The organism is Tenacibaculum discolor, assembly GCF_003664185.1.
Taxonomy (GTDB): Bacteria; Bacteroidota; Bacteroidia; order Flavobacteriales; family Flavobacteriaceae; genus Polaribacter; species Polaribacter discolor.
The window spans coordinates 252269-275633 of record NZ_RCCS01000010.1 but is presented as its reverse complement, the minus strand read 5'-3'; the positions used below and the strand labels follow the sequence as shown (position 1 = coordinate 275633).

Below are 23365 nucleotides of genomic sequence, written 5' to 3'. Positions count from 1 at the left end.
GCTCCGTTTGCTCCTGTTGCCCCTGTATCTCCTTTTAAAGAAGTGATAAAGTCTGCTTCGGTTCCAGTATTTCCTGCATCCAACCATGTTTGATATGCTGATTTTCCGTCTACTCCATCTGCCCCGTTAGCTCCTGTTGCTCCAGTGTCTCCTTTTAAAGAAGTGATAAAGTCTGCTTCGGTTCCAGTATTTCCGGCATCCAACCATGTTTGATATGCTGATTTTCCGTCTACTCCATCAGCTCCGTTTGCTCCTGTTGCCCCTGTATCTCCTTTTAAAGAAGTGATAAAGTCTGCTTCGGTTCCAGTATTTCCTGCATCCAACCATGTTTGATATGCTGATTTTCCGTCTACTCCATCTGCCCCGTTAGCTCCTGTCGCTCCGGTGTCTCCTTTTAAGGAAGTAATAAAATCAGCTTCTGTTCCAGTGTTTCCGGCATCCAACCATGTTTGATATGCAGATTTTCCGTCTACTCCATCAACTCCATCTGCCCCGTTAGCTCCTGTTGCTCCAGTGTCTCCTTTTAAAGAGGTGATAAAATCAGCTTCGGTTCCGGTGTTTCCAGCATCTAACCATGTTTGATATGCTGATTTTCCGTCTGCTCCTGTTGACACTATTGGGCTCCATGAGTTTCCATCTGAACTATAAATTTCTCCAGAATTAGTATCTACATATAAAATACCTGTAGCTGGATCTATAGAATTACTAATAGGAGATCCTTTACCTGTTAATAATTCATTCTCTCCTAATAGAGATGATAAATCAACTGATTTTGAGCCCGCATTTTCTAACTCTAGGGTAAGAATGTTAGAACTATTTAAGAAGAAACTTTTTATTTGTTGGTTATCTGCTTGTGTATCAATAAGACTTGAAACTGTAGCTAAATCTACCAGTTTTTCCCATAGCCTTCCATTCCAATAATAAAATCCTTTTCCGGATGTACTATTTGTATTATAAACTAATAAACTTTCATTAATTGTCGCACTACTTACTGGTGAAGCTGTACTTAAATTATCAATATTCAATCTGGGAATTAATAAACCTTTGCTATCTGACTTGATATCTAACTGAGCAGATACATTAGGTGTCAAGGTTCCTATTCCTACTTGTGCAGTAATAGTTACACTTAAAATTAAGAGTACGAGGGTTGTTACTTTTTTCATTAGTTTTTTTGTTTTGGTGGGACTTCTTAGTAATCATATATTACATTTAATTAAATTTTATTAAAAAATTAAATTTTGATGTTCTATCTAGTAAGTAAAAGGGTTAATATCAGCACTGTCTTCATAGCTAAAAGGCGATAGATTTGAAGAAACACCTAAAACAAACTGATTTACAACACACTAACCTCTTACAATTTAGTAAAAAAATATTGATTCTGGTAAATCCTTTTTTTATTCTTCTTAATTATTAGGTAAAGTCCTCTAGAAACAACTCTTTTTATTAATGAATATAATTAGGCTTTTTAAGTAGTTTAGAGTAGTTTGATAATTACAAAACGGAAACATTAAACAACAAAAAAGCCTTACTATTTCTAGTAAGGCTTATTGTGATCGCGACAGGATTCGAACCTGTGTAAATAATATTAGTATTTATAGTACTTACAGCTCAATTCATTTTTTTACTACCTTATACTACACCTTTTAATAATTTCATCCTTTTTATTCAGATATAAATAAGTTAACATTTTCAAAATCAAACCTTGTTAAGTTTTCAATACAACTTTGTATTCTTTTTGTTTTATAAAATGTCATTTGTGTTGTAGTATAACTTATATCTGAAAGCCAGTTTAAAAGATGGTGAAACATTCCAAAATTTAAAATTTTAGTTTCAAAATATTTAAATACCTCCGTATGATATGATGAAGGATACTTAAAATTATATTCATCTCTAGTTACTAGATAATCATATTGTGATGTAAACTCATTAGAGTCAATTAATTTTAGAAAATGCTTTGCTGAATCCTTAAGTTTATTAAATAAATAATAAAACAATATTGTTGGTAATTGATAATGAAACCCATAAAGTAAGTCTGATTTCCTCACTAATTCATTGTTGTAGTATCTCTCTGGAAAGTTATTTGCTTTTAAATAATCAATATCATAAAATTCCTGAACTCTCATCCTTTTTAGATCTTCTATCAATTTTAAGGTATTAGCAGGAAATTGTATATCCTCAATAGAATAGGTTTTATAATTACCATTAAAACCTGAATGATTATAGTCTACAAGAGTATAATTGTTATTCAAAAATTGAAATAATCTTGCTATTTTATTGTATTGTTCTTCTGACATATTAATCAAATTCTAATTTTGGTAAATCGTTTACTATATCTACTGTTTGAACACTTACGTTAATTATACTCAATATGAGGTCTAAAATGTAGCTTGGTTTTTCTACTTCTTTACTCCAATCGTTAGGGTCGTTTTTAATACCTGATTTTTTATCTACTTTAACTTGGTATCTATCCATTATCCATTCAATAGCAGATTTTCCATTTACTACATATTGGTATGCTTTTTCAGGTATGTTATTGATTTTGATACGTGAATTATAAATAATGGTTTCTTTTTGGTCTTTTTTAGGGAAACGTAATTTTGTAACACTATAAAACTCATAAGCATCCATTTGAAGATGTTCCTCTGGTAATTGTACCTCAACATCTTTATATTCTTCTACAGATTCATAATTAATGTGTAATTCTGCTAATTTTCTACCTGCATCACTAAAGGCTTTAAAGTCTTTTGGTTTATCTACTAAAGGAATACGAGGTAACATTTTTTTAAGGTCATTAGCAAATGTTTCTCTGTAATCTGGACTGTGTAAAATACCGTACACATAGTAAAAAATATCTTCTTTGGTTACTGACTTGCCATATTGCTTTTTAGCACGTTCCCAAATAAAATCACTTACACCATCTCTACGAATGTATTTAGACTCACTTGCTGCATCAAATAAACTACCTTGTACTTGTTCTTTTTCTTCGTAATAATATAATGGAAAGCATTGTGCTTTTTCTAAACTATCTAAATTAGAAATTGTATTAGTTATTAAAGATGTAAAGTTCTTACTTGCCCCAATACCTGTTATGCTAATTACATTATTTTTGGATTCAATATCAGGAAAGAATTGATTAAATAATCCTGGTCTTTCAATATACTGTTTATTATAGTATAAATTTTGAGTATTATAAGGACGATATGTAGATTTTATAATATCAGCTTCTTCAAATGAATGCAAATTATTTTTTGATAATTCCTTTTTAAGATTAACAGTCCATTTTATCTTCTTCAAATCATTACTGATAAAATCTTCTACCTTTAGCTTCTTGTTTTCCTTTAACTTCTCTTGATACCCATTGGTTTGTTGATTATAAAAGTCAATCATTCTTGACATATTATTTTCTAATACAACTTTAGAAAAATTATAAACCCAAGCATCTCGATTAGTTGCAACACCTACAGCATAAGTATTGAAAAAAGTTTGTGTTTTAAGGTTAAATTTTTTCTCTGGTTCAATAGGAATAAAAGTATCGAATACATCATTACGTTTGTTAATCCAATCACCTTGTTCATTAGGTTTTAAGTTTTTCCAATCTATTTTATTGATAGATTGAAAATTTGCAATGATGTCTAACTTTTCTTTTTGACTTAAATAATCTCCTATATCGTGATAATAGATTTTTGCTTTTTCAGAATTATCAGGCTGTTTAATTAATAAAGTAATTGAAATTGGTGTACGTGAACCTGAACCAAATATTTTACCACCTTCTTTACGAGATAACTCGCCAGAAGTACGCTGATTACCTCTTAAATTAAATACATATATAGCTGAAAATTCTTTTTCTAAAGATAAACGGAAACCATCTGTACTATTACCATCTAACCAAGCCCCGTTACTTACAAAAGCAATGACACCACCATTTTTTGGGTCTAATCTATCTGTACTCCAACGAAACGCTTTTATATAAGCATCATATAAAGACTTATTTAAACCTGCATTTGATAAGGCTGCATAGGTATTGGCAATTCTTGAATCTAACTTATCATAGCTTTGGTTTTGTGCATTATCATTAGCAGATTTTTGACCTATGGAATACGGTGGATTCCCCATTATTACACGTAATGGTGCTTTTTGTTGTGCCTGTACTCTTTTAGAGTTTTGAGGAAACATTTCAGAAAACAGTTTTTCGCTTTCGTTGGTTTCACCTAATTGAAAGGTGTCGGTTAATACCATACCATCAAAAGGTGTGTATTCTGATTCTTCTTGTTCTATTTGGTCGTGAAATGCATTTTCGATATTTACAGCAGCTATGTAATATGCTAATAATACAATTTCGTTTGCGTGTAACTCTTTAGTGTATTTGCGTTGTAAATCTTCTTTCTTTATTAAACCACTTTGCAATAAACGCGTAATAAATGTTCCTGTTCCTGTAAATGGGTCTAAAATATGTATGTTTTCATCTGAAATAGAACGATTAAATTCCTTTTGTAAAACATCATTAACAGAATGGATGATAAAATCTACCACCTCAACAGGTGTATAAACAATACCTAATTGTTCCACCATTTTAGGAAAAGCCGTTTTAAAGAATTTATCGTATAATTCTATTATGATACGTTGTTTACCCTCTGCATTATCAATACCCTCTGCACGTTTTTTAACAGATTGGTAGAATTTATCTAATGTTTCAGCATCTTTATCTAATGCTTGGTCTTCCAATACATCTAACATTGTTTGCATAGATGTTGAGATAGCATTGTTTTTCACAAAAGAATAGCCTTCAAATAAAGCCTCAAAAACAGGTTTTGTAATGATATGTTGTGATAACATTTCTACAGCCTGACTTTCTGAAATTGATGGATTGATATTCTTTTGAAGTCCTTTTAAAAATTTATTAAATGCCTTTTGGTATTTAGGTTCCCTGTTAATCAAATTGTTTATTCTGTCAATTTGATTTTCGGCTATTTGGGCAACATCTTTAGCCCATTTTTCCCAATATACTCTATCACCAACCTTTTGTACCATTTTAGCGTACACCACAGATTGCAGTTGTTCAAACTGCATTTGTAATTGGTTGTTGATTTCTTTAGTTGCTTTAGTAGATTCTGCATCATCAATACCATCTATTCCGTGAGTAACACCACCTACTAAAATATTATCGGGTTTCTTTTTATTGAGGTCTATTTTATTGATAGTTGCATTAAATCTATCATCGTGAGCACGTAAGGCATTTAATACTGACCATACTACTCTAAATCTATCATTATCATCTAATGCTTTTGAAGGCTCTACATCGGAAGGAACTACTACAGGAATAATGATATACCCGTAATTTTTACCTGGTGCTTTACGCATTACACGACCTACTGACTGCACAACATCTACTTGTGAATTTCGAGCAGATAAGAATAAAACCGCATCTAAAGATGGTACATCGACACCTTCACTTAAACAACGTACATTGGTTAATATTCTACATTCATTAGAATCAGCAGATTGTGATTTTAACCAACCTAATAATTCATCACGTTGTGGTGCATTCATACTACCATCAATATGGTTTGATGATACACTAACTAATTTTTCTCTTTGGCTTGGTTCAACAGAATCTAAATAAACATCAGAAGTATCATTAAAAGTATTGGTTATTTTTTTAGATATTTTAATGTTTTGACAGAATGCAACAGCACGTTTCATTGGTTCTGGGTCAACGTCCTTTATTAATCCGTTATCACCTAACACTTGTTTTGAAAGTGCATTTAAACAACCTATTAATTTAGAAGCATCATCAGAATTGATTTCATTTTCTGAATTAGCCACCATTTTTTGAACTGCGCTTGGTATGTCATTTTCACTTAATGTTAATACCAATACTTTATAATCGGTTAATAAGCCTCTCTCTACAGCTTCACCAAAACCAATACGATACATTTCTTCACCGTATTTAGTTTCATCATCCATAGAACATATTTCTGCATCGTTCATATCCGCTTTAGATTTAGAATCATCGCTAAATAAACGAGGTGTAGCAGTCATATAAAGCCTTTTATTGGCTTGTAAAAAGTCGTTATCGTGAACTTTTACAAAAGCTGACTCATCATTTCCAACTAATGTAACTCCTGTTGTACGGTGTGCTTCATCACAAATAATTAAATTGAAAATTGCATTGTTGTTATTCTCATTTAATAAATGTCTTTGTGCATTTGCAATTACATCTATGGATTGATAGGTAGAAAATACTACTGTCATTCCTTTTTTAGATGTTCTATCTATTGCTTTAAATTGTTTGATAACACTTTTTACATCAGTAGATGCAGGAAATGCTAAATCAACTACACTAAAATCTTCATCGTTATTAATATTTCCTCTTTGCCTTGTTATTCTTGAATCTGAACAAATAGCAATAGGTTTTATAGACTCGTTAGCATCTGATGACCATTCACGTAATGTTTGACCTAACAAGGCTATTGATGGCACTAAAAATAATATTAAACCACTATTGTTGGTTTCATGTTCTGCTATACGTAATGATGTAAATGTTTTACCTGTACCACAAGCCATAATCAATTTACCACGATCATTTTCTTTAAAATGTTCGTGAGTTTTATTTAGAGCTTCTTCCTGATGTGGTCTTAATGTTTTTTTATCTGTTCTGGCTAAATCACCCGTTATCCCTTTTTGAAGTCTTTCCCATTCAACAGGTGCTTGTTGTAAATCTGTAAGGTTTATTCTTGTTACAGGTGGGTTTTGGTTTCTAATTGTTTCTTCCGCATTACTACTCCAATTATTAGTAGTTGAAACCCAAATACGTTTTGCAAAACTAACAGTTTGTAATTGGTCATTTTTAAAATCACGACTTGATGTAGAAAGGAATGAATCTACTTCAGCTTTATTTATACGTCCATCCTCTTTATAACACTTACATTGGATTGCCCAATAATCACCTTCAAAAGTTAAGGCTACTAAATCGATACCTGTGTCTTTACCACCAAAATCTTTGTTGCCCGGAAACTCACTCCACATCCAAACATATTTTAATGTATTGGAATATGTTGGGTCTGTTTGTAAGTATGCTTGTATTAACCTTTCAAATCTATCTCCTTTATCTCTTTCAGAAAATGATTTATCTCTATAGTCTTGTAATATTTTATTGAATTGGGTGGGTGTAGCCATATTTAAACTTTAGCAATTTAAAAAGCATAAAAATATTAATATTATATGACTTTATGATACATTTTAGCTACTGTTTTTTTTACTAAAAATTCCTTTTAAAAATAAAAAGGAGGGCAAATAAACACCCTCCTTATATGACAACTAAATTATTTATATCTCCACTTAAATTCACCACATTTATTACGCTCTCCTCTGCAAACTTTTGCTATACTTGTCTTATTAAGTCCTGTTATTTTAGATGCTTCTGAAACAGAATTAAATTCAGCTACAAATTCATCATCAAGTGTTAGTTGGATAATTTTCTTTGTTCTTTTATCACTTCCAACAACTTTAAAATTTCCTAAAAAATCATAACTTCAGTAAAACCCTTTACATTTTTTTTATTTACACAAGCTCTACTAATTTGTTGTTTTTTCACTCCAATAGACTCTCCTGCTTCTTTTAAACAATCGAAACTATCAATATAATTACCATCTAAATTGTATTTGTAAACAGTTTTCTTAATACCTCCTCCCTTATCAGAATTATAACCTGCTTCTTTTGAATTGTATTTCAAAATATAATTCTTTTCTTTTTTTGCTAATTCATCATTGGTAGATGCAGTATCTATCTGTTCCCAAGTAAAGGCATCGGGACTGTACGTCCCAATTGCCTTATAAAACTTCCTTTGTTGTTTTATCGATGATTTTTGATAGTGGTCTTTTTTTCTTTCCTCTACTGATTTTGTTGTAATTCCTATATAAACCTCATCAGTCTCTTTATTTGTAACCTTATAAACTATTCTTGTCATCTTTTACAACTTTTTCAATCATTTTAAACTTGTACTTACCTCCTGTAGAAATTAACTCTAGACTTGCGTCATTCTCTTGACAATATTCTTTTAACCATTTAGTGAATCTATGAGGACTCACTTGATTTTCTAAATACAATTCATTGTAAAAATATTCAATCTCTCTTTTGTCATATTCCGTATTAAACTCTAAGCAATCATTAGCAAACTCCACGAATTCTCTTGACGTTTTTTCTATCAAACTATTCTTTTTAATGTTAATCTTTTTTGCTTCTAATAAACCTTTGTTTAAATATGATTGCAGACACCTCATGAGAAATTCATAAAATTTACTCCATTCATCATTTCCCCAATACTTATCAAAAAATCTATTTTTAAAATCTACTTCGGGAGTGAATTTTTCATTATAGTAATTTGCTAATTCAAATTCATATCTTCTTCTTTTGTCAGAAGACCCTCCAGGTCCTTTTACAGGATAATTTGATGTAATAACAATTTTTGGTGATAACTCAAAAGGAATATAAAAAGCATCTTTTCTTTTTTTCTCAATTTCTACTCCTGTTGTTAACATCGAATAAAACATTTCTAAGCTCACATTCTTGTTTAAATCGTCATAAACTACCACATCTGTTGTAATGTTTATCCTTTGGTTTTTAAACCAACTATCTGATTTTATAGATTTACCATCAAATTTCTCTAACTCTCTAATCATTGAAATTGCATCTGTCAATAATGTTTTACCCGTTCCCCCGTGAGTTCTGTCATTAAGCATCATATTCTGGTCGTATAGAATAACTGCTTTTGTTTCTCCTCTTTCTTTACTTCTATGGACTAGGTAGCCTAAAATTGTTTTCAACACTTCAAATCTAGCTTCATCTTTACCTGTAATATTCATACAGAATTGTTCAAATTGTCCTGCTGTAGTTTTATAAGGTTTAGCATACTCAAAATCTACAAGTCTATTTTCCCAAATAACATATGGTAGTTCACTATAATTTTTGATATTGATTTCGTCCTTTGTAATTTCACAATAACAATTCTTGAAATACATAATACCTTTATCTCTACTATCTCTATCATTGGGTAAGTCTTCGGTTGGTAAAAAGCATAATTTCTTACTTGAAATGTAATTTCCAATACCCTTAACCAACTGTTCTTGCACATTATAAAGCCTATGTTTAATTAGATATGCGTTTACAAAACCTATTATTTCACTTTCTGACGTTTGTCTAATTTTGTTATCTAACTTTCTAACTAACATAAAATTTGTTGTTGATAACCTAATTCTCATAAATCCATTTACTTCTAAAAACTTCAATAATTTTGCATTTGAAATACTTACTTTACCTTCTTCATTTTTCCAAAAACGGAATTCTTTCATCGTTTAAAAATTTTGATTATTATTTATTTGCAAGCTCACTCACAATTGAGCAACTCCTCTAAACCAATATGTCAATGAACTTCGGATTATAATTCCTTTTTATAATCTGATGCAAAGATGCGTATGAAGATTTGATGAAGTAGGGGTGCTTTTTTTTACCCCTACAACTATTAAATTATAGCATTATAAAAATCCTCACTTTGAAATAAGTTTTTCAATCTTTTTAAAGAATTATTTATTGGTCTATTCCCATTAAGTATATCACTAATTATAGTAGAATTTATAGATATATTGTAATATGCTTTATCTTTTTCGTTTAAGTACAGAAAAGTTCTTTCTAGTATTAACTTAAGCTCAGCATTAGGATAATAAACAATTTTCTTATTCTCTCTTAATAATAGGAATAATACTATTATATCAGTTTTATTCATTTTAACTTTAATCTTCCTATCTAAAGAAAAACTAGGTATTATATAATCATCCGACAGGAACTCAATTACATCTTTAATCTGTTTTATCAATAAGTCCTTAGATACATCATTAAGATAATTAATCTCCTTAGCTTTAATTTCTATTTTAAAAAGTCTATCCAATTGATGTCTGGCAAACGATGCTATTTTTTCCTCCTCAAACATTTCGTTTTCAGTTTTATTTTTAAAATACTTAATATATCTCTCAGCTAATGTCGATATTGAGGGGATAATAAAATCCTCATTAAACGATTTATACACGAATATTTCTTCTTCTGTAATCGGGTTGATATCTTTTTCTAAAATTTTGAAATCTCCATCAACAATTTTATCATAAGTTTCTTCGTATGGATAAAAGTTAACATCATAAGAAGCAAACTTATTTTGTAATTTTAAAAATCTAGTTTCTTCGATAAAATCTAAAAAGGTAGTAGTATAAATCATAATTTAAAGTTGTAAAAGTTAACTGACAAGTTTGTCAAGTATTTTTCAATAAAAATACACAACATATCTAGGCATAACATGCTGTGTATTATTTCTAGAATTTTTCAGTGGTATTTTTTTAAAGCTGAACCGTCTCAAAAACTCCTTATGGATAAAAATACAGCACAACAGCTATTCTATTAGAATATCAAAATGATGATAATAATAAGCTTTCCTCTTTATGATATAAACAGTCTTTAGTTCTGATGTTACTTTCACTTCTTCTACCCATGCAATTTGATTCTTTTTTAAATCTCCGATATCATTCAATACACTTACTTTAAAAGGACAAAACAATATCTTTAATAAATTGTTCCAAGTAACAATATAAAGCTCTTTAGAGTTGCTATATTTCAGTAATTCAGCCAATTCTTTATCATTCATTTTGATATTATTATATATGAGGTTCTGCGCTATTTTTTTACGAAATAGCTATATTATAATTATGAAGAAACCAATTATAAGTTCCATTTTGCAATGAGTTACCTATGTTTTGCATGAACTCATATGCATTAACGTTTCGTTCTAAACAATTATCTATGTAAGATGATTTATTGGCTTCAGTAAATAAATTATAAATACTCCATAAGTCAATCATTTCATTTTCATTTCTACTAAAGTTATTATCACTAAAATAGTCTTTAACAACTGTTGAAATTTGTGAATCTGTCAATTGTAAAGGAAATTTACCTTGCTTGTCTTTTTTATTTAGAAAATGATACATTTTCATTTTTCCAATTAGGTGAGCAAACTGTTCTTCTTTCAAAGAATACTTACTCATTCTTTCCATGTTACCTAAATGAGCTTCTTCATTATAATTTAATATGAGGGTCTGTATAGCTTCTTGCAATTCAGTAATACTACTTATTCTAATTTCTGATTTCAATCCATCTGTACTGATGCAAAGATTTGTACATACAGTATTTTTAAAACCAATAAAGACTTTAAATTTTTCAATAGATTTTTTAGAGAATAAGTTTTCTTGATTATAAGCTCTAACTCCACCAATGGTGAGATTTAGAATTTGATTATTAACTACCACTTGTCTATTAGGAACTTCCATCATAAAAGCCATTCTCTCGTAATAAATGGTTTTCTCGTGGTCTTTTAGTTCTCTAACAGGTTTGCCAATAGCACTTGGGATTCTGCCTTTAATTTGATGAGACACTCTAATGGCTGGTTCTGAAATTGTATTTGATAATATTGATTGTGCTATTTCTTTAGTAGCATCAATAAACTCAAAATGAGAAATAGTAGTTTCATTATCTTTTGCAAAAACAGGAATTATACAATCTTTTTTGATGTGTTCTAATGTAACTTCTGTAGTATTTGCTTCAATAAATTTACTTGATGGTTTTTGGATGATTTCTGATACGTTTTGTATCATTTGACTTGGATTATTATTGGCTATTAATTCCATTTTCTGATGATTTTACAATTTGGTTATCTTTTACTACTTGGCTACTTACATTTTCAATAGTTTCTTTACGTTCAACTATTACTTGATGAAGTTCTTTTTGCAATCCACTATATTTTTGATACAAATGCCTTAAACCTTCCACTGTAGTACATTTTTCAATTTCTTGTTTGGCTTGTTCAATAGATATTCCTTGATTGCACCATTGAATTAATTTCTTACCTGTTCCTTTTCCAATAATAAACTCTGGTTTATTCATAAATAACCCTGTTCTATCTTTTGAAGCTTTAGCCAAATGCTGATCATTAATAAGCTCAAAATTTACTGTGAGTTCATATTCAAAGCCTTCTCTTGTAATTTCTTTTGTACCATGCTTAATAACCTTTGTTCTGCCGTTATTTCCTTGATCTAAGGAATAATCTATCTTACGTCTTGTTGTCGTGATTATATGACATTTAGATTGAAGAATAGCATCTATAAATTTGTTATGACGTGGTGTTATTTTAGCCCAATCTTGGAATCTGCCTCCTAATTGTTCATGTAGTTGTAAACAACCATTTTTACCACTCCATTCGTGTGTTATGCTATCAATAATGATAACTTCAATATTAGCTTCTTCACAAGTTTTAATAGCCTGTATATATCTTTCTGGATTATAAGGTTCATTTAAGTTTAAAACATTGAAATTACCTAAATGAGAGTATAAACTTGCACTGTTGTTCTCTGTGTCTATAACAGCTATTTTACTCCAATCTTCTGTTATTCCATAGGCTAGTAATAAGGCACTTGTAGTTTTGCCAAAACCACTTGCTCCTGACAATCCAAGTCTTAATTTTACTTGATGTCTTTGTGCTTTTTGTAATTGCATAATTTTTATAGTTATGTTTTTTAATTAGTTAGGTTATAAGACATAATTATAGACATGAAAAAGAGCCTCATTTCTGAAGCTCTCTAACTTTATCTTTATAATTCTGTATTTATAATACCTCTTGATGTACTACATTGTTATTTACAATGCTTTCTTCTTCACTTACATACTGATAACTGTGTGTAAGCGTAACAATCTCTCCTGTTGTAGGCACTGTATATTCATACGATTCAACATCTACTTTTTTAATTAGTCCAGGAAAATCTGTACCAATTAAACTTTCACAAGTAGTTGTGTCAAAAGTGCTTGGAACACTTGTCTTTCTTGCTGTAAAGTAAGTTTTTCCTGTTTCTTGACTTTTAACAGCTTCAATTCCTCCTTGTACAATAAGCACATTAAATTCTGACCCATCATTTCTTTCATAGGTCTTAAAATCTACAATTTTTACCATAGTATTTTAAATTTTAAGATTAAACATTAAACACGGGGGTATCCCGCAATGGTAAAAAAGGGTGGGGGTTGATATTAGATTACTTAGTTTTCACGATAGAGAAAGTGTTTTGAAAATTTTGAGAAAAATATTTTTTTAATTCTTTTTTGATGTTACTATTCCAAATATTACAGCTACTAATAATGCTGACCCTAGAGAGCCTACAAATACCTTAGTTGTTGCTCCTTTAGTTATCATACTTGGAATTAATATCGTAAAAAAGAAAAGTATAAATAATATTAGCTTAGCACTAAAAGATGTCTTGTCATTGTTATCATTCATTTTATTGTTTTTACAAGGTTCTAGATATATTCTATAGTTGGTTCAACATTAGTAGATGTACATTTCAAACAGAATATTGGCGCAGTTTTAGACATTGAATCGGTATGATTACAAATAGCTTCCTTTGTTTCTGAAATAACTCCGCATTTTTGACATTGATGCGGATCTTTTACATTTAATTTTAGATGAACTGTAAACTCTTCTGTTTTGTAATGACAATCTTTACATTTTAAAGTACAAACACCCATCAAATCCTTGAAGTAAATCTGCTTAGTTGCATTATATTTCATAGATATAAGTTAGTTTCTTACAAAATTTAATACCCTTATTTTTGTTGAACTTTTATCTGTCCAAATTAATTTGTTTGATTCTAATTCTACTTCAGCAAGAATAGTAGAACTTCCAATTATAGTATAAGAGGTTTCTGTCTCCTTTTCATAACTAGCGACTAAATTATTCTTATCACAATTTCCTCCGTTAGGTTCATAGATTTCACCAGATAAATTACCATGTTCTATAAATGTTATCTTAGTTTGTTTCATACAATCTGGAAGATTTGTAAAATCTGAATGACTAGTTAGTTTCCAAGTTCCTAGAACAGTTGTAGTGTCTGTTATTTCATCATGTGATGAACATGAGGTAAATACTGTAATTGTTAGTAATGCTAATAAAATGTTTTTCATCTTTAATTTGTTAGTAATTGTTTTCATGATTGTTTTTAATTTAAGTTCAAATATATAAAAATGTAGTTATTTAAGGTTACAAAATATTACTTACCATATAAGACTTTTACTATATGGTAGAATTGTCTGAAAAAAAGTTGAATGAATTAAAAAACTCTATTCCAGTTAAAATTGGTGAAAGAGTTAGGTTTTTAAGGATGCAAAAAGGATTAACTCAAACTGAATTAGCAGAGTTAGTTGGCAAGGATAGACAATACTTATATAAAATTGAAAAAGCTATAGTTACACCAAATGTAGTAACTATTTCCACACTGGCTATTGCCATGGAAATTCCTTTAAAAGAATTCTTTAATATTAAATTAGATTAACACTTTCTTTATAGACGGAAAATAACTAATATTAGGTATTTCTTTTTAGATTATTTTATTATAAATTAGTCTACACCAAACTTTTACTCTATGAAAACTAATCTCTTAGAGAAAATTATTATATTTTCTATATCAATAGTACTATTTTCTTCATGTCATTCTAGTAAACAGCATTTAAAAAAATTTGCTGATAGAGATAGTTACACAGAAAATCAAAGTGTTTTAGGGCTTACTGCTTTAAATGCAGATTACAACTATTACTCTCAAGCTGTCCTAGAATATTTACTTGTAAGAGAAATTATTGATGGTAATAGCAATATTACTTCTGGAAAACCTAAATATAAACCTAAATCAAACGACACTGTTACGAAAATAACTTTATTTTCAAATCTAAATGATAATAACAATGTCAGTAATCTAGCTCAAGAGCTTAGAAAAATCGGTGTAAAACCTTGTGAATATGATTTACCACTGAATTTAAAAGATTTAGGGAGCGGGTTTCAATTTAATCATTATATATTTAAAAATGAAAACAGAGCTGCTCTTCAAGCTTTTGGTATAGTAGACAATAACATCAAACACAATTCTATATATGTTGTTACTGATTATATCCAATACAAAGATATAAAATGTACTGGGTTACCAACTATACGGTATGCTGTTGGTATCAGAGCGCAATTTAGAATAGCCAATATTGACAATAATACTGAATTAAAAGGTATAGGTTCTCTTGCTGGATTAGCAGCAGATGTAGAAAACAAATCTAAAATAGTCAACATTACAATAAAAACCATAGGAATAACAGGTATTGATTCAAGACTTTCTATACCTAGTAACACATCTTTTGATGTAGAAACATATAGTGATTATCAAAAAATAATAGATTTTATTAGAACTTTAGATGATAATAAAAACATTACCTTAATAGAAGAAAGTTCTTCTGAATCTTCAAGTAAGAATAATTCAAAATCTAATAAATCACAGAAAAAAGAGGTAATAATATCTCCTCAGATTATCCCTGTAATGGATGATTATAGGACTAGTATTAACCATACATTTAATCCTTCTTATGAAGCAATTCAATTAGTTGAAACTAGATTAAATGAATTAAAAAATGATTCAAACCTTAATGATAAAGATTTGAAAAAATTAGATTCAGTAAGAAGAAAAGTAGTAAAGATAAAATTAGAAATGATTGAAGATGAAGTTGAGAACCTGAATAATAATAGAGCTATGCTTTTACTAGGTAATAAGTATACAAGTGGCTATGATAAATATAATAAAGTACTTGTTATCTTAAAAGGATTAAAGCCTCATGAATCATTAGATGAATTTCTTTTAAAAAAGAATTTAATTAGCAAGGACAAGGAGTCAGATATAAAAAGTTACTATATACGAGTGTCTAGTCACAGTAATTTGAATGATGCTCAAAGAAAATTAGCTGAATTAATACCTAAACATGGAAATTTTATTATACTTAATGACAGTAATAATTACTATATATGCTCTCTTCCTATTAAAGGTTACGAAAATGCTAAAGAAGAACTTGATTTATATAAAAAATTTAATGTTGTAGGTAATGAAGCATCTATTATTAATTCTTTCTCTTTTTGCCCAAACTTAAAAAAGGAGAAAACTATAAAATTATATAAATGTTATAGATAGGTTTATTCAAAATTAACTGTTTATTTTTTTTATTATAAGTTTATCAATTTCATTGCTAACTTTTTTTCTTACAACCTTAGCATAATGTTCTTGAGTAACCTGAAGTCTAGAATGACCAAGTAGCTCACTAACTACCTCCATTGATACACCATTATATAATAATACAGTAGTGGCAAATGTTTTTCTAGCCACATGATGAGTTAATTTTTTATTAATCCCAACAATATCTGCTATTTCCTTTAGATAAGAATTAAACTTTTGATTAGATATTTTAGGTAGATTATATCCATATTTTTTGAGTAATAACTTAGCTTTAGGTAGTAATGGTATTGCAATTTTAGAACTAGTTTTTTGTCTATGCATTTCAATCCAATAATCATTATCAAAACCTTTAACTACATGCTCAGCTCTCAATGATGACATTTCTTGATATGCCAACCCAGTATAACAACAAAACACAAATAAATCTCTTATTTGAGCTAATCTTACTTGATTAAATTTAAACTCTTCTAAATCTTTTAATTCTTCTGTTGTTAAATAGATTAACTCAACCTTATGTTTGGTAGATTTATACAAAGAAAAAGGGTTCTTCTCTAAGTAATTCTCATCTATTCCAAATTGCACTATCTTTTTCACTCTTTGTAAGCTTCTGTTAATGGTAGCTTGACTTAATTTAAGTTCTGTTTTATAATAATACTCTAAGTCATTAATAAATTTTAAATTCAGTTTATTAAGCTTTATATCATTCCTTTTGTATTTGAATTTTATAAATTTTTCAACCTTTCTCTTATTCTCTACATACCTATCCCAAGAAACTTCTTTAAAATCAATTCCTATAAGTTTTTTGGTTTGTTCATTGTGAATATCATACAATTCTAATAGAGTCTTCTCTACTCTCGTATTTTCTCCCTTATATTGACTGTATATATCATCAACATTAAAATCGTTTTTTTGAAGTTGTAGCAATAAAAAAGCCTCATTAATCTTTTGACTAATAAGGCTTAATTGTGTGTTTACAATATTATAGTTCTCAGCTTTATTTAAAAGCTTTTGTTTTTTACTATCCCAATAATTAGGATTAACAAATAATCCTAAAGAGAAATCCTTTCTCTGTTTATTGTAAGTTATCCTACACCTCAATGGAGTACCTCCTCTTTTATTGACCTTATTTCTTTGTATAAGGAAAAGTATATGTATTTTATTATTATTCATTGTTTTAAAATTTATAAAAATGGGTACCTCAGAAAGTAAAATGGGTACCTTATTGTATACCTTAAAAGGTTACAAAAGGGATAATTATTGAAAAAATAACAAGTGAAATATAAATGGTCAAAATAAGCTACAAGCACTATAAAACTTACAAAAACAAAAAAGCCTTACTATTTCTAGTAAGGCTTATTGTGATCGCGACAGGATTCGAACCTGTGACCGTCTGCTTAGAAGGCAGATGCTCTATCCAGCTGAGCTACGCGACCATTGTGTCGGGGTGGCAGGATTCGAACCTGCGACCTCCTGCTCCCAAAGCAGGCGCGATGACCGGGCTACGCTACACCCCGATTGGTGTCATCTACAACTTTTTTTGCGGAGAGACCGGGATTCGAACCCGGGCATCCCGAAGGATGACAGCTTAGCAGGCTGCTGCATTACCACTCTGCCACCTCTCCTTAATTCTTGCCGAAGCGTGAACTAAAAATTGCGAGTGCAAATGTATAACTATATATACGTTTCTACAAACTTTTTTGATAAAAAAATCACCTATTCTGGATACTCAACTCGTAAGTGGTAGATATTCATTAACTTATTCTTAATAATTTTTTTAATTTTTTCTATTTCTCTAAAAGTAATATCTGAATTTATGAACTGATTATCGTTTTTTTGCTTGTCTACAATTCTATCAATTAATACATCGATAGATTGTGCTGTTGGATTTTTTAAACTTTTTGAAGCTGCTTCTGCTGCATCACACATCATTAAAATTGCTGTTTCTTTTGAAAATGGAATTGGCCCTGGATATTGAAACTTTTGAATATCAACATCTGGATTATTTTCTTCTTCTTGCTTATAGAAATAATAAGTAACACTTGTTCCGTGATGTGTACGAATAAAATCTATTATTCTATCTGGCAGCTTATGCTTTTTTGCTATTTCAATACCGTTAATTACGTGATCTAAAATAATACGTGCACTGTCTACTGGTAATAAATCATTATGTGGATTTACGCCTGTAGATTGATTTTCGGTAAAATACATTGGATTCGCCATTTTACCTATATCATGATACAATGCTCCTGTTCGCACCAACATCGAGTTTGCTCCTATTTCATTAGCCGCTGCTTCAGCCAAATTAGCTACCTGCATAGAGTGTTGAAACGTTCCTGGTGCTTTTTCATTCAAATCTCTTAATAGTTTTGAATTTGTATTAGAAAGCTCTAACAAGGTTACATCAGAGACCAACCCGAATAGTTTTTCATAAAAATAGATAAAAAACACTGCTAAGAACGATAATAATCCATTGGCCGCAAATAGCCCAAAGTACATCCAATTTATTTTATCTGCATTTCCTTCCTTTAAAATGGAAAAAGCAAAATAGGTAACCATATAAATTAATGTAATTTGCCCTATAGACATAAATAGACTTGCTCGTTTATATAGTTCAGACACTGTTAATATTGTTACAATTCCTGCAATAATGTGTAAGTAAATAAACTCAAAACTATTTGGCACAATAAATCCTAATAGCAACACTGTTAGTACATGGGTAAACAAACCTAATCGAGCATCAAAAAAAGCTTTAAGTACAATTGGCAAAATACTTAACGGAACAACATATAGGTAATCTGAATTGTATTTCACCACCATAGTTTGCACAAAAATCATTAAAAAGATGTTGAAGAAAATAAAAGTTACTTTATTATTATCGTTAAAAGTATCAAACCTATATCTTTCAAGAAACAATAATAACATTAGCAATGCTAAGGCTACTAAAATCGTATACCCAAATACAATCCAATAATAATTTGATTTTGTCCAAATTCTAGAACTTGATGCTACTTCGTATGATTTTAAAACATTATATTTTCTTCCTTCTACAATATCTCCTTTTAAAATAATTAATTCTCCTTTTGATACTTTTCCTTTTGCATAAGAAATACTTTGTAAGCGTTCATTTAACTCCTTTTCACTATACTTATAATCGTACGTTACATTAGGACGTAAGTTACTTGACAAATAATTAATGAGTAGGCGTTGTTTATAATACTGAAGTCCTTCTGTATTGGTTCGTAAAAAACTTAAAATATCTTTTGATTGTACTAATCTTGAAAATGGAACATCATCTATAGAATTCCCTTTTCGTAAGACCACTACATCTCCTCTACTAGCTTTATCAATACTTGCATCATCTAAAAAACCATACAAGTATATTTTATCGATAAGTTTTCCTCCTGTTTTAATTATATCTCTAATCGCGCTAGTTGATAAAGAGTCTAGGCTTGTAACTTGATTGGTAAATGAACGTAGTACTTCTGTTTTTATTGATGTATCGACTACAAAATATTTTTTTGATCCACTTTCAAGTTCCTTTTTCTCTTCTGCTATTTCTTCTGGAGTTTTTTGAATAGCAAAATCAAAAGGAGCATATAAATTATCATATTGCCAAGGTTTTCCTTGTGGAAAATCATACTTAAACTGTCCTCCCTTAGGAAACAAGTATACAATAGCAATTACTGTTATTAAGAACAACAATACTTTGTAAATTATCGTGTTATTCTTGTACAGTCTGTTGATTAAATCGTTCATTTTTGATGTTTATAAAATGTAAATATAACCTTTCTCTATTATTTGAGTACTTGTTATAAAATGGTTATTTTCGCAAAACAAATCTTAATACAATTCACCCAATACATGAAATCAATAGTAGAAAAATAATTATTAAGCACTTAACAGCTTTATTATTTTAGTCGTTTTTGGTTATTGGGATAAATAAAAATTAACAAATAGTAGCACATGAAAGAAGTAGTAATAGTATCGGTTGCAAGAACTCCAATTGGTAGTTTTTTAGGAACATTATCAACTACACCTGCACCAAAATTAGGTGCTGTAGCCATTAAAGGAGCTTTAGATAAAATTAACTTAAAACCAGAAATGGTTGAGGAAGTTTTTATGGGTAATGTAGTTTCAGCAGGTTTAGGACAAGCACCAGCTCGTCAGGCTGCAATCTTTGCAGGAATTCCTGATACTGTACCTTGTACTACTGTTAACAAAGTTTGTTCATCAGGAATGAAGTCTATCATGTTAGCTGCACAAACTATTGCTTTAGGTGATGCAGAAATTGTTGTAGCTGGAGGTATGGAAAACATGAGTATGATTCCACATTATCAACACGCTAGAACAGGTTCTAAATTCGGACCCATTAAGATGGAAGATGGAATGCAAAAAGATGGGTTAGTTGATGCTTATGAGCAAGTAGCTATGGGAGTTTGTGCTGATGAATGTGCTGTTGAATATGAATTCTCAAGAGAAGATCAAGATGCTTTTGCAATTGAATCATACAACCGCTCTTCAAAAGCTTGGAGTGAAGGTAAATTTGCTGATGAAGTTGTTCCTGTAGAAATACCTCAACGTCGTGGTGAGCCTATCATTTTTTCTGAAGATGAAGAATTTAAAAACGTAAAAATGGATAAAATTCCTGCTTTACGTCCTGCTTTCACAAAAGAAGGTACAGTAACTGCTGCAAATGCTTCTACTATTAATGATGGTGGTGCTGCATTAGTATTAATGTCTGCTGAAAAAGCTGCTGAATTAGGGTTAACTCCACTAGCAAAAATTAAAGGTTATGCTGATGCTGCTCACGAACCAAAATGGTTTACAACTGCTCCTGCAAAGGCATTACCAAAAGCCTTAGCTAAAGCTGGGGTTTCTATTGATGATGTTGATTATTTTGAATTAAACGAAGCTTTTTCTGTAGTTGGATTAGCTAACATGAAAATTTTAGGTTTATCAGCTGACAAAGTAAATGTAAATGGTGGTGCGGTTTCGTTAGGACACCCGTTAGGAGTTTCTGGAGCTAGAATTATTATTGCCTTAACTTCTATTTTAAAACAAAACAATGCTAAAATTGGTGCTGCTGGAATTTGTAACGGTGGTGGAGGTGCTAGTGCAATGGTTATTGAAAGAGTTTAATTGTTTTAAAAGCCCCTATTAGTAGATGTCTTTCGGAATTTGTAATTTGAGTATTGTTCCTCTTCGATTAGAACCTTCTGATGCTTCAGAAATGGTGAATCAAGTTGTTTTTGGTGAACATTTTGAAGTCATAGAAAAATCTAAAAAGTGGAGTAAAATCCGTTTAGCTTTCGATAATTATGAGGGATACATCGACAATAAACAATACGAAGAAATTTCAGAAGAAATACATACTCTTTTATCTAAAGAGAAAAAGCACTATGCTGGTGAATTAATTGATTTTATTACTGATAATAATAGTAACTTAACTACTATTCCTATGGGAGCTCGTCTTCCGTTATTTAAGAACAATAAAATTAATATTAATAACACCTCTTTTTTATATGAGGGAAAAGTATGTAATAATAAGCTAACAAAATCTTCTATAGTAGAAACCGCTTTTTTATTCTTAAACGTTCCTTATTTATGGGGAGGTAAATCGCCTTTTGGTATTGATTGCTCAGGATTTACCCAAACTGTATATAAACTGTGTGGGTACAACTTACTTCGTGATGCTAAACAACAAGCTACACAAGGAGAAGTATTGAGTTTTATTGAAGAGAGTGAGCCTGGTGATTTAGCTTTTTTTGATAATGAAGAAGGTATAATTACTCATGTAGGAATTATTATGAATGACTACAATATTATACATGCCCATGGAAAAGTTCGTATTGATAAGCTAGACCATAGTGGTATTTATAATGTTGACACACAACAACACACTCACAAACTTAGAGTTATCAAACGTTTAATTGATTAATCCTAATAATATTTTATAACATAAAAAAACCGAAACTTTAAAGTTTCGGTTTTTTCTTTATTTGAATATTTTTTATTGCATAGATTTATACAACTCTCTATATTCAGAAGCCTTATCACTCATCTCTAAAACTTCATATAAGTTCATTAAAGTTTTAACAGTTTGTAAATTTCTATTTAAACTGTCAGCTTTCTCTAAAAATGGGATAGCTTCTTTGTAAACTTCTTTTTGCTTTGCTGCTAACTCATCATACTTTTTAAAATTTGATAAGTTTTTATTCATTTCCTCAACGATAGCTTTTTCTTTATCCAAAACTACTACTGCTAAATTCATGTAAGCATCAGCATAATCTGGTTTTAACTCAACTGCTTTAGTGTAATACTTTTTAGCGTCATCTACTCTTCCTTCATTAAAGTTTACAACACCTAAGTTATAATATAAAGTCGGATTTTCTGGATCTAAAGCTACTGCTTCATTCATTAACTCTCCAAACTTATCCATTTTCCCCATATCAACATATAATTGAGCTTCATTTAAAATTAAATTTAAATCTTTAGGATTAGAAGCACGAGCTTCTTTAAAAGCTGCAATAGCCTCATCAGTTTTTCCTTGCTCTTTTAATATTAAAGCTACATTTTTAACAATTGTTGCTGATTTAGACTCAGAAGATTTAGTCTCTGGCTTTACATAACTTCCTGACTTCACCATTAAATCTCTTCTGGCTTTATCATTTCCGAAATTCTCTACTTTACCTGTTGTTTTATCAGTAGCTACATATTGCTTTTCAACACCTGTATAACCTATTTTTTGTAATTCTCTATAGTATTCTATTGCCTTATCATAGTCTTTAGCTTGAGTAGCTGAAACCGCAGCATTATAAGCAAAAGAAGTATCTGTTGGGCTTAATACATATGTTAAATAGAAGTCTTCAGCAGCTCCTTTATAGTCTTTTTTATTATTATATAAGTCTACTGCTTTTTTTGAAACTTCTTGAATCATTTGATTTAAGATAGGCTTAGCTTCATCTGTATACTTATTCTCTTTCATTGCTATTAAAGCATTCAAAGCTTCTCCCGCTTTCTTGTAATCTTTTTTAGCAGCTAATGCTTTTCCTTTTAAGAAATAGAATTTAGACTTATATTTATCATCACCGTTCATCATTAAAGACCCTTCAATAGCGTTAAGCGTACTTAATGCTGAAGTAAAATCTTGTTTTTTTATAGCCTTCTCAGCAGCTTTAAGTTCTGATTTTTGAGCAATTGCCCCTAACGACATTAATCCTAAAGAAAGGGCTAAGATTTGTTTTTTCATC

Annotated in this window: 19 protein-coding genes, 3 tRNA genes and 1 pseudogene; 4 read left to right on the top strand and 19 right to left on the bottom strand. The window is 30.1% G+C overall.

Translation table 11 applies throughout. The features are described 5' to 3' along the window. The 13 genes and pseudogenes from C8N27_RS14820 to C8N27_RS14755 all read right to left on the bottom strand — a co-directional run. A pseudogene (locus tag C8N27_RS14820) lies at positions 1–1163 on the bottom strand (hypothetical protein); the annotation flags it as partial. A gap of 498 nt (positions 1164–1661) precedes the next feature. Continuing rightward, positions 1662–2294 carry a hypothetical protein gene (locus tag C8N27_RS14815; RefSeq protein ID WP_121148476.1) on the bottom strand — a complete coding sequence of 211 codons (633 nt, stop codon included), beginning with the start codon at positions 2292–2294 and terminating at the stop codon, positions 1662–1664. Position 2295: 1 nt separating this feature from the next. After that, complete coding sequence (locus C8N27_RS14810) at positions 2296–7176, bottom strand: DEAD/DEAH box helicase (RefSeq protein ID WP_121148474.1); 4881 nt, start codon at positions 7174–7176, stop codon at positions 2296–2298. A 146-nt stretch (positions 7177–7322) separates the two neighbouring features. Beyond that, on the bottom strand, positions 7323–7472 hold the full coding sequence (locus tag C8N27_RS16205; RefSeq protein ID WP_394342573.1) for a hypothetical protein: 150 nt from the start codon (positions 7470–7472) through the stop codon (positions 7323–7325). A gap of 44 nt (positions 7473–7516) precedes the next feature. Then, the gene (locus tag C8N27_RS14800; RefSeq protein ID WP_121148472.1) at positions 7517–7966 is read right to left on the bottom strand and encodes a GIY-YIG nuclease family protein; all 450 of its coding nucleotides are present in this window, start codon (positions 7964–7966) and stop codon (positions 7517–7519) included. Continuing rightward, positions 7947–9347: a DUF5906 domain-containing protein gene (locus C8N27_RS14795; protein ID WP_121148470.1), complete on the bottom strand. Its 1401-nt coding sequence runs from the start codon at positions 9345–9347 to the stop codon at positions 7947–7949. The genes C8N27_RS14800 and C8N27_RS14795 overlap by 20 nt, the downstream gene beginning before the upstream one ends. Positions 9348–9517: 170 nt before the next feature. Then, on the bottom strand, positions 9518–10261 hold the full coding sequence (locus C8N27_RS14790) for a hypothetical protein (RefSeq protein WP_121148468.1): 744 nt from the start codon (positions 10259–10261) through the stop codon (positions 9518–9520). Positions 10262–10432: 171 nt separating this feature from the next. Continuing rightward, on the bottom strand, positions 10433–10684 hold the full coding sequence (locus C8N27_RS14785; protein ID WP_208639327.1) for a hypothetical protein: 252 nt from the start codon (positions 10682–10684) through the stop codon (positions 10433–10435). 37 nt (positions 10685–10721) lie between these two features. Next, a complete protein-coding gene (locus tag C8N27_RS14780; protein WP_121148466.1) occupies positions 10722–11720 on the bottom strand; it encodes a DUF3871 family protein in 999 nt (332 codons plus the stop codon). Continuing rightward, positions 11701–12585 (bottom strand): AAA family ATPase, encoded by an 885-nt coding sequence (locus tag C8N27_RS14775; RefSeq protein ID WP_121148464.1) that lies wholly within the window; start codon positions 12583–12585, stop codon positions 11701–11703. Before C8N27_RS14775 ends, C8N27_RS14780 begins: the two co-directional genes overlap by 20 nt. Positions 12586–12694: 109 nt before the next feature. Continuing rightward, a complete protein-coding gene (locus C8N27_RS14770) occupies positions 12695–13036 on the bottom strand; it encodes a hypothetical protein (protein WP_121148462.1) in 342 nt (113 codons plus the stop codon). 135 nt (positions 13037–13171) lie between these two features. Next, entirely contained in the window at positions 13172–13357 is a 186-nt protein-coding gene (locus tag C8N27_RS14765; RefSeq protein ID WP_121148460.1) for a hypothetical protein, read from the bottom strand. Between the two features lie 299 nt (positions 13358–13656). Next, positions 13657–14040 carry a lipocalin family protein gene (locus C8N27_RS14755; RefSeq protein ID WP_167444768.1) on the bottom strand — a complete coding sequence of 128 codons (384 nt, stop codon included), beginning with the start codon at positions 14038–14040 and terminating at the stop codon, positions 13657–13659. A gap of 113 nt (positions 14041–14153) precedes the next feature. Here C8N27_RS14755 and C8N27_RS14750 point away from each other — a divergent pair, with 113 nt between their 5' ends. Both C8N27_RS14750 and C8N27_RS14745 read left to right on the top strand, forming a co-directional pair. After that, entirely contained in the window at positions 14154–14408 is a 255-nt protein-coding gene (locus tag C8N27_RS14750; protein ID WP_121148454.1) for a helix-turn-helix domain-containing protein, read from the top strand. A gap of 90 nt (positions 14409–14498) precedes the next feature. After that, a complete protein-coding gene (locus C8N27_RS14745; RefSeq protein ID WP_121148452.1) occupies positions 14499–16073 on the top strand; it encodes a hypothetical protein in 1575 nt (524 codons plus the stop codon). A gap of 12 nt (positions 16074–16085) precedes the next feature. Here C8N27_RS14745 and C8N27_RS14740 read toward each other — a convergent pair whose 3' ends face one another. The 5 genes from C8N27_RS14740 to C8N27_RS14720 form a co-directional block, all read right to left on the bottom strand. Beyond that, positions 16086–17285 carry a site-specific integrase gene (locus C8N27_RS14740; RefSeq protein WP_121148450.1) on the bottom strand — a complete coding sequence of 400 codons (1200 nt, stop codon included), beginning with the start codon at positions 17283–17285 and terminating at the stop codon, positions 16086–16088. A 189-nt stretch (positions 17286–17474) separates the two neighbouring features. Beyond that, positions 17475–17548 (bottom strand) — tRNA-Arg (locus C8N27_RS14735). 6 nt (positions 17549–17554) lie between these two features. After that, positions 17555–17629 (bottom strand) — tRNA-Pro (locus C8N27_RS14730). A 26-nt stretch (positions 17630–17655) separates the two neighbouring features. Further along, positions 17656–17737, bottom strand: a tRNA-Ser gene (locus C8N27_RS14725). Positions 17738–17828: 91 nt separating this feature from the next. Then, positions 17829–19871, bottom strand: a complete 2043-nt coding sequence (locus tag C8N27_RS14720; protein ID WP_121148448.1) for an HD family phosphohydrolase — start codon at positions 19869–19871, stop codon at positions 17829–17831. Positions 19872–20078: 207 nt separating this feature from the next. Here C8N27_RS14720 and C8N27_RS14715 point away from each other — a divergent pair, with 207 nt between their 5' ends. Further along, positions 20079–21254: an acetyl-CoA C-acyltransferase gene (locus tag C8N27_RS14715; RefSeq protein WP_099214148.1), complete on the top strand. Its 1176-nt coding sequence runs from the start codon at positions 20079–20081 to the stop codon at positions 21252–21254. 25 nt (positions 21255–21279) lie between these two features. Continuing rightward, positions 21280–22053, top strand: coding sequence for a C40 family peptidase (locus C8N27_RS14710; RefSeq protein WP_099214147.1), 774 nt, complete (start codon positions 21280–21282; stop codon positions 22051–22053). 72 nt (positions 22054–22125) lie between these two features. Here C8N27_RS14710 and C8N27_RS14705 read toward each other — a convergent pair whose 3' ends face one another. Next, positions 22126–23364, bottom strand: a complete 1239-nt coding sequence (locus C8N27_RS14705; protein ID WP_121148446.1) for a tetratricopeptide repeat protein — start codon at positions 23362–23364, stop codon at positions 22126–22128. Position 23365: the final 1 nt, after the last annotated feature.